Annotated in this window: 11 protein-coding genes; 5 read left to right on the top strand and 6 right to left on the bottom strand. The window is 60.8% G+C overall.

Annotation, left to right across the window (positions count from 1 at the left end; translation table 11 throughout):
• Positions 1-42 precede the first annotated feature (42 nt).
• Entirely contained in the window at positions 43-2,040 is a 1,998-nt protein-coding gene (gene uvrB / locus ACSEXW_RS16965) for an excinuclease ABC subunit UvrB (protein WP_438447354.1), read from the bottom strand.
• Between the two features lie 277 nt (positions 2,041-2,317).
• Here uvrB and ACSEXW_RS16970 point away from each other — a divergent pair, with 277 nt between their 5' ends.
• Both ACSEXW_RS16970 and ACSEXW_RS16975 read left to right on the top strand, forming a co-directional pair.
• Positions 2,318-3,112, top strand: coding sequence for a flagellar motor protein (locus ACSEXW_RS16970; protein ID WP_438447355.1), 795 nt, complete (start codon positions 2,318-2,320; stop codon positions 3,110-3,112).
• Complete coding sequence (locus ACSEXW_RS16975) at positions 3,096-3,881, top strand: flagellar motor protein MotB (RefSeq protein ID WP_438447356.1); 786 nt, start codon at positions 3,096-3,098, stop codon at positions 3,879-3,881. The genes ACSEXW_RS16970 and ACSEXW_RS16975 overlap by 17 nt, the downstream gene beginning before the upstream one ends.
• Positions 3,882-3,935: 54 nt before the next feature.
• Here ACSEXW_RS16975 and ACSEXW_RS16980 read toward each other — a convergent pair whose 3' ends face one another.
• The 5 genes from ACSEXW_RS16980 to ftsE all read right to left on the bottom strand — a co-directional run bounded on the left by ACSEXW_RS16980 (position 3,936) and on the right by ftsE (position 9,815).
• Positions 3,936-5,219 carry a PDZ domain-containing protein gene (locus tag ACSEXW_RS16980; RefSeq protein ID WP_438447529.1) on the bottom strand — a complete coding sequence of 428 codons (1,284 nt, stop codon included), beginning with the start codon at positions 5,217-5,219 and terminating at the stop codon, positions 3,936-3,938.
• A 173-nt stretch (positions 5,220-5,392) separates the two neighbouring features.
• Positions 5,393-6,850, bottom strand: coding sequence for a S41 family peptidase (locus ACSEXW_RS16985; protein ID WP_438447357.1), 1,458 nt, complete (start codon positions 6,848-6,850; stop codon positions 5,393-5,395).
• Between the two features lie 80 nt (positions 6,851-6,930).
• Positions 6,931-8,148 carry a murein hydrolase activator EnvC family protein gene (locus ACSEXW_RS16990; RefSeq protein ID WP_438447358.1) on the bottom strand — a complete coding sequence of 406 codons (1,218 nt, stop codon included), beginning with the start codon at positions 8,146-8,148 and terminating at the stop codon, positions 6,931-6,933.
• 73 nt (positions 8,149-8,221) lie between these two features.
• On the bottom strand, positions 8,222-9,139 hold the full coding sequence (gene ftsX, locus ACSEXW_RS16995) for a permease-like cell division protein FtsX (protein ID WP_438447359.1): 918 nt from the start codon (positions 9,137-9,139) through the stop codon (positions 8,222-8,224).
• Complete coding sequence (gene ftsE / locus ACSEXW_RS17000) at positions 9,129-9,815, bottom strand: cell division ATP-binding protein FtsE (protein ID WP_438447360.1); 687 nt, start codon at positions 9,813-9,815, stop codon at positions 9,129-9,131. Before ftsE ends, ftsX begins: the two co-directional genes overlap by 11 nt.
• Positions 9,816-10,088: 273 nt before the next feature.
• On the opposite strand from ftsE, the gene ACSEXW_RS17005 reads away from it, so the two are divergent.
• From ACSEXW_RS17005 to ACSEXW_RS17015, 3 genes are all read left to right on the top strand, one after another.
• Entirely contained in the window at positions 10,089-11,621 is a 1,533-nt protein-coding gene (locus ACSEXW_RS17005) for a VanW family protein (protein ID WP_438447361.1), read from the top strand.
• Positions 11,622-11,724: 103 nt separating this feature from the next.
• On the top strand, positions 11,725-12,276 hold the full coding sequence (locus tag ACSEXW_RS17010; protein WP_438447362.1) for an HAAS signaling domain-containing protein: 552 nt from the start codon (positions 11,725-11,727) through the stop codon (positions 12,274-12,276).
• A gap of 3 nt (positions 12,277-12,279) precedes the next feature.
• A complete protein-coding gene (locus ACSEXW_RS17015; protein WP_438447363.1) occupies positions 12,280-13,164 on the top strand; it encodes a DUF4097 family beta strand repeat-containing protein in 885 nt (294 codons plus the stop codon).
• Positions 13,165-13,199: the final 35 nt, after the last annotated feature.

The following is a 13,199-nucleotide window of genomic DNA, read 5'->3' on the forward strand; positions in this document are numbered from 1 at the left end:
TTCCACCCTTCTCTATTCAAAAATCACCATATCTTAAGAGGATTAATCCTGCGACTTCAATTCCAGGACCGCATCGCGGAGCTCGGCCGCCCTCTCGAACTGCAGGTTTCTCGCCGCTTCCTTCATCTCCTGCTCGAGGCGTTCGATCAGGGTCTTCCGCTCTTTCTTGGTCATCTTCGAGCCCTTGACCTCGGTCAGATACTCCGCTTTGGACTCGGCGGCCTTCGTCGCTTCGATGACGTCGCGAACCCGCTTCTGGATCGTCTGTGGAGTGATGCCGTGCTGCCGGTTGTACTCCTCCTGGATGGCACGGCGGCGCTCTGTCTCGCGGATCGCCTTCTCCATGGAGTCCGTCCGCTTGTCGGCGTACATGATGACCTTGCCGTTAGAGTTCCGGGCCGCCCGGCCGATGGTCTGGATCAGCGAACGCTCCGACCGGAGGAAGCCTTCCTTGTCCGCATCCAGGATAGTAACCAAGGACACCTCCGGCAGGTCAAGACCTTCCCGGAGCAGATTGATGCCGACCAGCACGTGGAAGGTACCTAACCGTAGATCCCGGATGATCTGCATCCGCTCGATGGTCTTGATATCCGAGTGCAGATAACGGACCTTGATGCCGATCTCCTTCAGGTAGTCCGTCAGATCCTCCGACATCTTCTTCGTCAGGGTCGTCACGAGGACCCGCTCATCCTTGGCGATCCGGTCCCGGACCTCGGCGATCAGATCGTCGATCTGTCCCTGGGTCGGCCGCACCTCGATGATCGGATCCAGCAGACCCGTCGGACGAATGATCTGCTCCACCATCTCCGGGCAGGCTTCCAGCTCGATGGGACCCGGCGTCGCAGAGACGAAGAGGATCTGGCTGATCTTCGATTCGAATTCCTCGAAGCGCAGCGGCCGGTTATCCAGCGCGGAGGGGAGACGGAATCCATGCTCCACCAGCATTTCTTTCCTTGCGCGGTCCCCGTTATACATCCCCCGGATCTGCGGCAGCGTTACGTGGGATTCGTCCACGATGAACAGCATGTCTTCCGGAAAATAATCCAGCAGCGTGTAGGGCGTCTCCCCCCGCTTGCGAAACGTCAGATGGGCCGAATAGTTCTCGATGCCCGAGCAGTATCCCATCTCCATCATCATCTCGATGTCGTATCGGGTCCGCTGCTCCAGCCGCTGGGCCTCCAGCAGCTTGCCGTTGGCCCGCATCTCCGCAAGCCGTTCCTCCAGCTCCTGCTCGATATTGACAACGGCGCGCTTCAGCGTCTCCTGATGAGTGACGAAGTGAGAGGCCGGCGGGATCATGACGTGGGCCCGTTCACCCAGAATCTCGCCGGTCAGCACGTCAATCTCCGTAATCCGCTCGATCTCGTCCCCGAACAGCTCCACCCGTACGGCATGCTCGCCCTGGGAGGAGGGGAAGATCTCGACCACGTCGCCCCGAACCCGGAAAGTCCCGCGGGTGAAGGCAATGTCGTTACGCTGATATTGAATGTCCACCAGCTTGTGCAGAATCTCGTTGCGGGGACGCTCCATGCCGACACGCAGCGACAGCCGGAGGTCCTTGTACTCCTGCGGCGAACCCAAGCCATAGATGCAGGATACGCTCGCGACGATGATGACGTCCCGGCGTTCCAGCAGCGCGCTGGTGGCCGAGTGCCGGAGCTTGTCGATCTCGTCGTTGATGCTGGAGTCCTTCTCGATATACGTATCCGTGGAGGGAATGTACGCCTCCGGCTGGAAGTAGTCATAGTAGCTGACGAAGTACTCCACCGCGTTGTTCGGGAAGAACTCCTTGAACTCGCTGCAGAGCTGCGCCGCCAGCGTCTTGTTGTGGGCGATGACCAGCGTGGGCCGGTTCAGCCGATTGATGACCTGGGCGGCCGTGAAGGTCTTGCCGGTACCTGTGGCGCCCAGAAGGGTCTGGTACCGCTTGCCCGCCTCGATGCTTCTCACCAGCTGCTCGATGGCCTCCGGCTGGTCGCCGCGCGGCTCGAAGTCCGAGCGCAATTCGAATGTACGTCCGCTAATTCCTGAATCGCTCATGATATCCCCCTTCAGAACCGGGACTCCAGGTCCCATATAGGTTTGAATACCTATAAAATATCATCCGACTTCATCCGATATAGAAGTTGACATGGTGTCAAATTTTGTGTCTTCCTGGGAGTGTAAGGGTTTCATAATCCAGCAAGGCGTGTTCGCCAAATGGGAATACTTGTTCCCGTCCATTATACCTGTTTTGACCTCCCGTTGCAAACTTAAGAGGCATCTTTGTGCAGATTCTTAACGGGTTCATACACGATACTTTAAAGGTGGTCTGATCATGGATATTACAACGCTTCTAGGACTTATCGTCGCATTCGCCGGCCTTCTCGTCGGTTATGTCTGGGACGGCGGCCATTTGGACGCGCTCGGGGTCCCCAGCGCCATGCTGATCGTATTCGGAGGCACCATCGGTGCCGTCATCATCAGCTTTCCCTTATCCCAGCTCAAGGGCGTCGGCACCGCGCTGAAAATCGCTTTTACCGAGCCCCGCCGCAACCCCATCCAGACGATCGATGAGCTGGTGGAGATGGCGACCATCGCCCGGCGCGAAGGAGTTCTCGCCTTGGAGCAGAAGGCGCAGGAGCATCCGAATCCTTTTGTCAAAGAAGGGCTCATGATGGTGGTCGACGGGACTGACCCCGAGCTGACGCGCCAAATTCTCGAGCTGGAGATGGACGCCAGGGAGCACGCTTACGAGGGCTATGCCAAAGTGTTCGAATCCGCCGGCGGCTTCGCCCCCACCATGGGGATCATCGGGACGGTTATGGGTCTGATCCACGTGCTCGGCAATCTGTCCGATCCCAATAACCTGGGCCCCGCCATCGCCGTCGCGTTCACGGCCACGCTGTACGGGGTTATGAGCGCCAACGTCATCTATCTGCCGATCGCCAGCAAAATCAAGGTGCGCTCCGAGGAGCAGATCTCCGAGATGGAGCTGATGCTGGAAGGCATTCTGGCGCTCCAAGCCGGCGAGAACCCGCAGCTGATCAAGAAGAAGCTGACCTCGTTCCTTCATCAGAAGGACATCAAGGGACAAGGGGAAGTAGGTGTCGGCCGTGTCGAGGCGAAATAGGAAGCAAAAGGGTCATGAGAACCACGAACGCTGGCTCATCACCTATGCGGACCTGATCACGCTGCTCCTGATCTTCTTCGTCATTATGTACGCCATGAGTAAAGTGGATATGAACAAGTACGAGGAGCTCTCCCGCTCGCTTCACCTTCAGTTTACCAAAGCCGATTCCATCATACTGAAGAACGACGGCATCCAGGGCGACCTGAAGACCGGCAAGGGGGAGGAAGGCGACTCGAAGGATCTGCAGACGCCCACTCCGACCCCGGCAGCCACTCCGGGAGCCTCGGAGCAGGAGATCCGGGACCAGGAGCTCCGGGATCTCTTAACCAAGGTGAACCAGTACATCAACGAGAACCATCTGGAGGCCCAGGTGGCGGCCAACAACAGCCAGCGCGGCGTCGTCATCAAGCTGAACGACCTGATCCTGTTCGACTTGGGCAAGGCTGATCTGAAGCCGGCTGCTCTTCCGATCCTGAACAAGCTGGCCTCCCTCTTCCAGACCTTGAACACCAAGGTCAGCATCGAGGGCCATACGGATGATCTTCCGCTCCAGACCGGCTCCCTGTACCGGGATAACTGGGGGCTCTCCCAGGCCCGATCCGTCTCGGTGGTCCGCCACTTCCTGACGGTAGAGGGCATGCGCAACGACATGTTCGTCTCCGCCGCCTACGCGGACACGATGCCGGTAGCCCCCAACGATTCCGAAGCCAATCGGGCCAAAAACCGCCGCGTCGAAATCATCGTCCTCCGCGAACCGATCCCGCATTAACAACAAAGCGCTGTCCCCGCCGGGTTAACCGGCTGTGGGACAGCGCTTTTGGTTTCATGCGGATTTGGAGCCCTTCTTCTCCTGCAGTCCTCCGAAGGCCTGCAGCAGCACGGACAACAGGCTGACCCTCCGCCGTTCTTCGACGATGTACCGGGCGTCGTCATCCGGGCAGAGCAGCACGCCCAACTGATGATGGTCTCCCGCGAACACCGCCCGGCTGACGAACTTCGTCTGCCCTTCCAGGTTCAGAATCTCCATCCGGCAGAATGCCGGATTGATCTGGAATGCGCCGTGAAGCTCCTCCCGCGTCCGGACTCGGACGCCATTGATCTTCTCGATGGTTTCACCGGCTTCGATCCCCAGCTCCGCCGCCGGGCTTCCCGGCAAAACAGCTAGGATCTTCAAGCCCTGAAGCCCATGGACGAAGAGGGGGGCGCGCTTGCTCTCCTCCCAGCCGCTGAACCAGATCAGCAGCTCATGCAGCGCGATGGTCAGAAGTGCCGCCGGCAGCAGAAGCACCGCCACCCAATGGGCCAAGAGCGCCATGCCGGTCACAGCCAGCGCATACGCCATCAGGAAGCCGGCGCTACGCCGCGCCTTCTCCTTGGGCAGCCGGGACAAGGTCCGCTCCGTGAAGCCCAGCACCACCGGCATGGCCATGACGGTCCAGCCGCCCGTCGCCAGCTCCGAGCCGAAGACGGGACTCCAGGGAAGCTCGAAGCCTCCTCCCCCGCTCACGGGAACAAGAAGGAACAGGGCCAGCGGCCAGAACCCATACATATGGTAGCCCCCGACCGGCTTGCCCCGCTTGCTGTCATAGAACAAGGGGCTTGCAGAGCGGCTGCCTTGGGTGCGAACGAGCAGAGCCTCCGCAAGATGCAGCACGCCGGCTAACGCCAGCAGCCCGGGTACATCCACCCGGTCCATCCAGCGGTACAGCCAGCCGAACGCCTCGCTTCCGGAGCCGCCCGGCACCCAATCGAGGATGCACCGGACCACCCCCAGGATTCCGGCGGCGTAGGCCATGCACAAGAAACGGATGCGGAATAGAATCAGCACGAGCGAGATTCCCCACAGGAGCAGCACGGCCTCTGCCGTGACGGCTGCCCCCAGGAGGCCCATCACCAGAGAAACGCCGAGGCCCGCCGCAGTACCCCACAGCAGGAGATGCCAAGCCTCTATGAACAGATAATGCAGACGCACGTGGAAGAGCTTGCGCTCCAGTTGGATCTGCCTGCGGTACTGCAGGAGAATGAGAACCAGGCCCAGATAGAAGAAGGGGTGGATCAGGAGCCTGAGCACCGCTTCTCCCAAGCCGGTGAGCAGGGTCCATGCCATGTCCAAGACCGATCAGCTCCTTATTCATGAGGTCATATCACAGGACCGTAACGGCCCGTTCAGCAGCAAAAAAAAGGGAAGGCAGGGCCCAAAAACCCCACCTTCCCATACATTCGACGCAGCGGCTAAGATTCCTGCCTTGCGCTTGCTTTTCCACCGAAACCCAAACCTTCTTAAGGCTGGGCCCCCAGCACCTTCAACGCCTCATTCAGCTGCAGGTCGCTCTTCGGATCCCGGAGCTTCACCACGATATCCTTCTCCAGCTTATCCATGACTGCGTTGTCGGCCTCTCCGCTAACGGGAAGCCCGTTGGCACGCTGATACTCCTTCAGCACGGCGGCGGTCTTCTCGCTGAAGTAACCGTCCGTACGGTCCGGCTTATAACCGAGCCCCTCCAGGATCAGCTGAAGGCTCTTCACATCGTCATGGTTCATGTCCGGCTTCAGCACCGTCTTCTTGCTGAAGGGCATCACTTGGTAATAGGCCGGCTGCTCCACCTTCACGTCCGGGTCGATGCCTTTCTTGTGGATCCACGTGCCGTTCGGGGTCAGCCACTTGTAGGTGGTCAGCTTGATGTTGCTGCCGTCCCCCATCTCCTTCTCGAAGGTTACCTGGACGGTTCCTTTGCCGAAGGTGGTCTCCCCGACCAGCTTGCCGAGGCCCGTATCCTTGAAGACGCCGGCCAGAATCTCCGATGCGCTGGCGCTACCCTTGTTGATCAGCACGGCCACCGGCAGATGCTTCGGCGCCGAAGCCGCCTCCGAATTGGTCGGTACCCGCTTGCCGTCCCGGTCCTCGATCTGGACGATGGGCTTGCCCTTGGCCACGAAATTCTCCGCGATCTCGACCACCACGGGAAGCAGGCCTCCCGGGTTGTTCCGGACGTCGATCACAAGGGCCTTCATCCCCTTGCTCTCCAGCCGGTTCAGCTCTTCCTTGAAGCGGACCGCGGTGTTGCTGGAGAACTGGCGGATCTCCAGCTTACCGACGGTCGGCGTGATCATCTCTCCGATGACCGTCTCCACCGGAATATCATCCCGTACGACGATGACCTCCACGGGCTCCGTGGTGCCGCTTCGCATGATGGACAGCTTGGCCTGGGTTCCCTTGGGCCCGCGAATCTTCATGACGGCCTGGGTCAGGGTCAGACCCTCCAGCTTCTCGCCATTGACGCTCAGGATCACGTCGTTGGCCCGAATTCCCGCCTTCTCCGCCGGCGATTCCTTCATGGGCGACACGATGGTGACCCGCCCGTCCTCCAGCGAGACCTCTGCGCCGATGCCTTGGAAGGAGGCGCTGATGGTTTCCTCGAACTGCTTGGCTTCCTTCGGGTCCATGTAGGAGGTGAACGGATCGTCCAGCGCTTCCACCATGCCGTGGATGGCGCCGTTCAACAGCTTGTCATGATCCACTGCGGATACATATTTGGACTTGATCAGACTGTACGTCGTAGAAAGCTTGTTCAAATCCGCCTGTGATAAGCCTTCTGCCGGGGCGGCGGTCGGAGCGGCCACGGCCTTCACTTGCTCCATCCCGGATCCGGACGGTTCTACGATCGTCAGGGTCAGGATGCTGCTGGCGAACATGCCGAGCAGCAAGAACGCCAATACCGTTCTTCCGCGAAACACCAAATCGAACACCACCTTCTGACTCTGCTGCCGTACTCTGGGTAGTATATGACAAGCCAGGTCTTATTATTAGTGTACGCCGCTTACAGCCCAACATAAGGCCGCGGATTCTGCGGCCCGGCGTCCGTACGCACCTCAAAGTGCAGGTGGTTGCCGGTGGAATCCCCGGTGGAGCCCACCTCGCCCACCTTGGAGCCCCGCTTCACCGTATCGCCTTCGCTGACGCTAATGGCGGACATGTGCCCGTACCACGTCACCAGTCCGTTATCATGGTCGATAACCACGGTATTGCCGTAGCCGGACACCCAGGAGGCCAGAATCACCGTGCCGTCATCCGCTGCAACGATAGTGGTGCCTTTCGGCGCCGCGATGTCCATGCCCTTGTGAAGCTTGTTAACCTTGGCGATCGGATCGATCCGGTAGCCGAATTCCGATGTGATGGTGGTGCTGGCCGGCACCGGCCAAGCCAGCTTGCCGCCGGAATAAGCCGGCTTCGACGACGGAGCTTTGCCGGACTTGGCCGCAGCCTCCTTGCGCTGCTCCTCCAACAGTTTGTTGCGGAGGGCCTGCTTCTGCTTGACCAGATTCTCCACGGCCTTCTCCGCTTCCTCGCTGATCTCCTCCGCGTCCTTCTCCTGCTTGGAGAGGCTGGCGATGGCGACCTCCTTCTGCTTCTCCTGCTTCTGCAGATTCTGCTTCACGGCTTCGGCTTGGGCGTAGAGGCCCTTAACCTCCGACAGCTTCTTCTCGATCTCCTTCTTCTCGAGCGCAATCGTCTCCTTATCGTGAATGTTGGCCTCGAGAATCTCCTCATCCTTCGTCACGATGGTCTTCAGGTTCTGGAAGCGCTCGATGAAGTCGCCGAAGCTTGTCGCACTGAGCAGAACCTCCATATAAGAGACGGAGCCGTTCATATACATAAGCCGCACCCGGGAGCGCAGCATGCTGTCACGAGATTCGACCCGCTTCTCCGCTTCACCCAGCTTCTGGGCGGCGTCGTTCAGCTGCTTGTTCACATCCCCCAGCTGCTTGTTCAGATCCTCCAGCTGCTTGCCCTGCTGCTCGATATCCGCCTTCAGCTGGGCGTAATTCTTCTTCTCTAGCTCGATCTTGCCCTTCAGCTGCTCGGCCTTCTTGTCCGCCTCCTGCTGCTTCCTCTGGTTGGCGGCCTCCTGCTGGGCGATCTGGTCGATTTGTCTTTGCAGGTCCTGTTGGACGCCCGCATAGCCCTGGAGCGGCACAAGCAACAGGCCGGCTGCCGCCGTGACGGCGATAAGCGGGGCGACGATACCTTTTTTCACGAACGGTCTCCTCCTACGTGCTCTATCGTGGTATAGGCTTGTCCTGCGGCGGCGCCCGCATCCGGGCGGAAGATCAGGCGCGCAGGTACTTGCGGACGGACAGCATGCTTCCCCAGATGCCGATGCCGATGCCAATCCCGATCAGGATGGCGGACAGCTGCAGATAGACGGCGTCAAAGGGCTTCATCTCCATCATGAACGTCTCCATGCTCGAACGGCTGGTTTCGATGAGCTTCCAATACCCCAGGGAGAGAATGGCCGCGGGAATTACCGATCCGATGATGCCCAGCATGGCTCCTTCGATGAAGAACGGCCAGCGGATGAAGCTGTTGGTCGCACCCACCAGCTTCATGATCTTGATCTCCCGGTTGCGGGCCATGATCGTCAGCTTGATGGTGTTGGAGATCAGGAACATGGCGGTCAGCGCCAGACACCCGACCAGAACCAGACCCACATTGCGGATCATCGAGGTCACCTTGAACAGGTTCTCGACCATGTCCGCGCCGTAATTGACCTTCACGATGGGCTTCGGCGTCCGGCCGTTGTTCAGTGCGGTGATGGCGTCCGCCACCTCCTTCACGGCGTGGGGGTCCTTGACGCGTACGGTGAAGGCATCGTTCAACGGGTTATTCTCGCCGTCCATACCTTCCAGCACCTTCTCGCCGGTCTCGCCCATCCGCTCCCGCATCAGCTTCAAACCTTCTTCCTTCGACACGAAGATGACTTCATCCACGTTGCCGATGGCCTCCATCTCCGTCCGAAGCTTCGCAACGTTCTCCTGCGGCAGATTCACGTCCAGGTAGACCTTGACCTCCACCTGGTTCTCTACCTGAGAAGACATGTAGTTCACGTTGACGGCCAAGAGCAGGAAGATGCCCAGCACGAACAGCGAGATCGAGATCGCCGAGATCGAGGCGAACGTCATCCAGCCGTTGCGGATGAGGCTGCGAGTGCCTTCGCGGAAGTGGCGGCCGATCGTACTAATCTTCATAGCCGTACTCCCCTCTCGCTTCGTCCCGCGCGATCAGGCCGTTCTCGATGGCGATGACGCGCTTGCGGATGGTGTTGACGATCTCCTTGTTGTGGGTGGCCATGATGATGGTGGTGCCGCGGTAGTTGATCTCCTCCAGCAGCTTCATGATATCCCACGAGGTCTCGGGGTCCAGGTTTCCCGTCGGTTCGTCCGCGATGATCACGGACGGATTGTTGACGATGGCGCGGGCGATGGCCACCCGCTGCTGCTGGCCGCCGGACAGCTGGGTCGGCAGGGAGTCCGCCTTCTCGCGGAGCTTCACCAGATCCAGCACCTCCAGGGTGCGCTTCCGGATCAGCTTCTTCGGAGCTTCGATAACCTCCATGGCGAAGGCCACGTTCTCAGCCACCGTCAGCTTGGGCAGCAGGCGGAAGTCCTGGAAGATGACCCCGATGTTGCGGCGGAGGTACGGAATCTTTCGCTGCTTCAGCTTGGCGAGGTTGAACCCGTTGACAAAAATCTGCCCTTTGGTCGGTCTTTCCTCGCGATATATCATTTTCATGAAGGTCGACTTTCCGGCGCCGGAAGGGCCGACCACATAGACGAATTCGTTGCGGTCCACTTTCAGGTTAATGCCTCGAATGGCGTGTGTACCGTCCGGGTAGGTTTTCCACACGTCCTGCATTTCGATCACGCTATCACATCCACTCTGTCGTTATCGTTCTCCCGGCTCCTCTAGTCCTCCGGGTATCATCAGCCTATAAAACTTCGACACAAAAAGTGAAAATCCTTCGTTCCCCCCGCGATTTCCCTGCATTTTACACATTTTTCTCAATTGGCGTCAGGCAGGGTCCACCCCGCTCTGCCGCATCCCTTACCGACCTTGATATATTCGCCCGGACGCGCACATATACATCGAGTACAAGCACGATCAAGCCGTTCCGCACAAAAAAAGGAGGGCGCCCCCATGCAGCAGCGCCTCACCCTCATGACCGCAGCCGGCGCCGCCCTGCTGCTGGCCGCCGCCTTGGGCCTCCGCGCCTACGGGCTCAGCCCCAAGGTGCCGGATGGCTTCACGGCCGGCGGTCTGCCGCTGTCCGGCCTTACGCTGGACGAGGCCCGGGCGCGCCTGCGGGAGCGGAGCCTGGCCCTGGAGGCGGTGCCGATCCGGTTCGACACGAACCGGGAGCAAGCCGCCGGCCGGGAGGGCACCTTCCGCAGCCTGGGCCTGCGGTGGGACCTGTCGGCCGCCGAAGCGGCGCTGGACCGGCTGGAGCAGGGCGGCGCGTTCCGCCGCGCCTGGCGCCGGTTCCAGCTCCGCGGCACGGATGCGGCCCCGGCGCTCTCGCTGGAGGAGGCCGCGTACCTCCAATACGTGGCCTCCTCCTGGGCGGAGCTGCAGGCCGCCAGGCCCGTGCCGGCCCGGCGGACCATTACGGCGGAGGACCGCGTCCACATCATTCCCGACGTGCCGGTGTACCGCGTCGATCTGGAGGCGCTCCGCGGCAGGCTCCTGGCCGCCGATTGGATGGGGCTGTGGAGCGCCTCCGGAACGGCGCCGGAGGAGCCTGGCGGGGACCGGCGCCCAGAGGGCGGCCCCAGCGTCAGCCATGACGGCCGTACCGCTCCCGCGCCGCGGATCTCTAAGCCCCTCGGCCCCGTCCATATCGAGCTGCCCCTTACGGAGCTCCGGGCCCCCGATACCTACGAACGGCTGGCCGCCCAGGGCATCGACCGCAAGATCATGGAGTTCTCGACCGCCATCGCCCCCGGCGGTCCCGGCCGCCTCCACAACATCACCTCTGCCGCCAAGGCCGTCCATGATCGGCTGCTGGCCCCGGACGAGGTGTTCGACTACGCGCCCGCCATCCGGGAGGCGGAGACCCGCTTCGGCTTCCGGGAGGCGCCGGTCATCTTCAACGGCAAGCTGACGCCCGGCATCGGCGGCGGTATCTGCCAGGTCTCGACCACTTTATACAACGCCGTCCTCCGGGCGGGGCTTGCCGTCGTGGAGCGGCGCAACCACTCCCTGCCGGTGAGCTACGCCCCCTTGGGGCAGGATGCCACCTTCAGCGACGGCAACATCAACTTCCGCTTCCGCAACAGTACGGGGGCGTATCTATTGATCCGCACCGCCGTCGAGTCCGACCAGCTGACCGTCAAGCTGTTCGGCCGCATGCCGGAGTCGGTCCGCTACGAGATCGAATCCGTCACGCTCGAGGAGCTTCCCGCCCCGGTCAAAACCGTGGTCAACCCCAATCTGAAGCCCGGACGCCGCGAAGTCCTCCAGCAGGGCAAGCCCGGCTACGTGGTGGAGACCTACCGCACGAAGCTGGAGAACGGCGTCATCCTCTCCAAGGAGCGGATCTCGCGGGACCGCTATCTGCCCCAAGCCTCGCTGATCGCAGTAGGCGGAACAGCCGGCGGCTCCTCCGAGCCGGGGGCGCCCGAAGGGCCTGGGGTGCTGGAGGACGGCGTCGGAGAGCCCCGCTTCCGGTGAAGTTGTGACTGTCACATGACCGCAGTTACTGGTCTCTTGTGACTGAGTTGGTGTATCTTTGACTCACAGCAACTTTATCGTCTATGAGAAGAAGGGATCGTTCATGTCAAAGGCCGCCTTCTTTCTCCAGCTGCAGGATCGGCTGAGAGGATTGCCTTACGAGGAGCAGCAGAATATCATCCGCGTCTATGAGGACCTGTTCCGCCAGGCAGAGCTGAGCGGCAAGTCCGAGAGAGAGATTATCGAATCCCTGGGCTACGTGCCCGTGCCCATGCCTCCCCAAGCTTCGGAGCCCTCCCGGATAGGCGCCGACCTGGGGCTGACCGCCCGGAACGGGGTACGGTCCGTCGCCTCTACCGTGGCGCTCCTGTTTTTCAACCTGATCGTGGTCTTGGCTCCGTTCCTTACGGTGGCGGCGCTCTTGTTCACCTTCTCCGTGCTCTCGTTCCTGTTCACCTTCAGCTCCATCTGGATTCTGTTCGGCACCGGAGTCCCGACCTCTCTGACGCTGCTGCTGACGGAGGTGTTCACCGCCCTCCTGCTGACCGGCGCAGGCGTGCTGATGGGCATTGGCCTCTGGAAGATCAACCGCGGCTTCCTGAAGCTGACCCAACGTTACATCCGGCTGAATCTGAAGCTGATTAAGGGGGAGTAAGCCATGAGAATCCTATGGAATATGCAGAAGCTCGCACTGGCCGCCTTGATCTGCGTCGTCGTCGGCGCCGGTGGCCTGCTGCTGTTGCATAAGCAGGGTGCCCTTACGGAGGAGACCGTTCCCGTCGATATCGAAGAGCATCTGGACGGCAGCGCCCTCCAATCCTTCGCCATCACGGCTACCACGCCGGACGTAACCTTCGTCAAAGGCAGCACCGGCGACATCCGCGTTCATCTGACAGGCACGATCCACGAATCCTATGCCAAGTACATGAATGTAACCTTGACGGCCGGGGACAACGGCGCGTCTGCGGAAGCGGTGGTCCGCACCACCAAGCCTTACAATGTGGGCATCGATGTGGGCCAGGTGCTGACCTGGTTCAACAACGACCTGAAGGTGACGGTGGAGCTTCCGGATCACGCCTACCGGTCCTTGAAGGTCCATACCGATACCGGCACGATCACCTTATCCGGCATCCGTTCGGATACCTTGGACCTGAAGACCGACACCGGCGGCATTACACTGGAGGAATACACCGGCAAGCGGCTTACGGCTACCAGCGATACCGGCACCATGCGCCTCCGCAAAATCGATGCGGAGCTGGATCTCAGCTCCGATACGGGAGATCTCTACGCGGACCTCAGCGCGCTGAAAGGCGGTATTGATCTCCGGACCGATACCGGCGATATTCAGCTGACGCTGGCCCAAGCGGCGCCTCTCACGGTGGACTTTGCCTCGGACACCGGGAGAACCAACGCCACCGCCTCTTCCGGCCCCTTCGACTACCAGTCGAAGGAGAAGCACCGGCTCCTCGGCAAGCTGAACGGCGGGGGCCCACTCATTAAGGCCCGGTCCGACACCGGCAGCATCCAGCTGAATGTGAAGTAGACGGCCCGGTCCAGCCTGGACCGATCACAACGAAA

It is taken from the genome of Oryzibacillus soli, assembly GCF_051594765.1.
Classification (GTDB): Bacteria; Bacillota; Bacilli; order Paenibacillales; family NBRC-103111; genus Paenibacillus_AR.

Bases quoted from the DNA above. Each gene is read 5' to 3' on its own strand.
- ACSEXW_RS16970 (WP_438447355.1), top strand. From the start codon at position 2,318: ATGGATATTACAACGCTTCTAGGACTTATCGTCGCATTCGCCGGCCTT.
- ACSEXW_RS17005 (WP_438447361.1), top strand. From the start codon at position 10,089: ATGCAGCAGCGCCTCACCCTCATGACCGCAGCCGGCGCCGCCCTGCTG.
- uvrB (WP_438447354.1), bottom strand. From the start codon at position 2,040: ATGAGCGATTCAGGAATTAGCGGACGTACATTCGAATTGCGCTCGGAC.
- ACSEXW_RS17015 (WP_438447363.1), top strand. From the start codon at position 12,280: ATGAGAATCCTATGGAATATGCAGAAGCTCGCACTGGCCGCCTTGATC.
- ACSEXW_RS17010 (WP_438447362.1), top strand. From the start codon at position 11,725: ATGTCAAAGGCCGCCTTCTTTCTCCAGCTGCAGGATCGGCTGAGAGGA.
- ACSEXW_RS16980 (WP_438447529.1), bottom strand. From the start codon at position 5,219: ATGGCATGGACCCTGCTCACCGGCTTGGGAGAAGCGGTGCTCAGGCTC.
- ftsX (WP_438447359.1), bottom strand. From the start codon at position 9,139: ATGAAGATTAGTACGATCGGCCGCCACTTCCGCGAAGGCACTCGCAGC.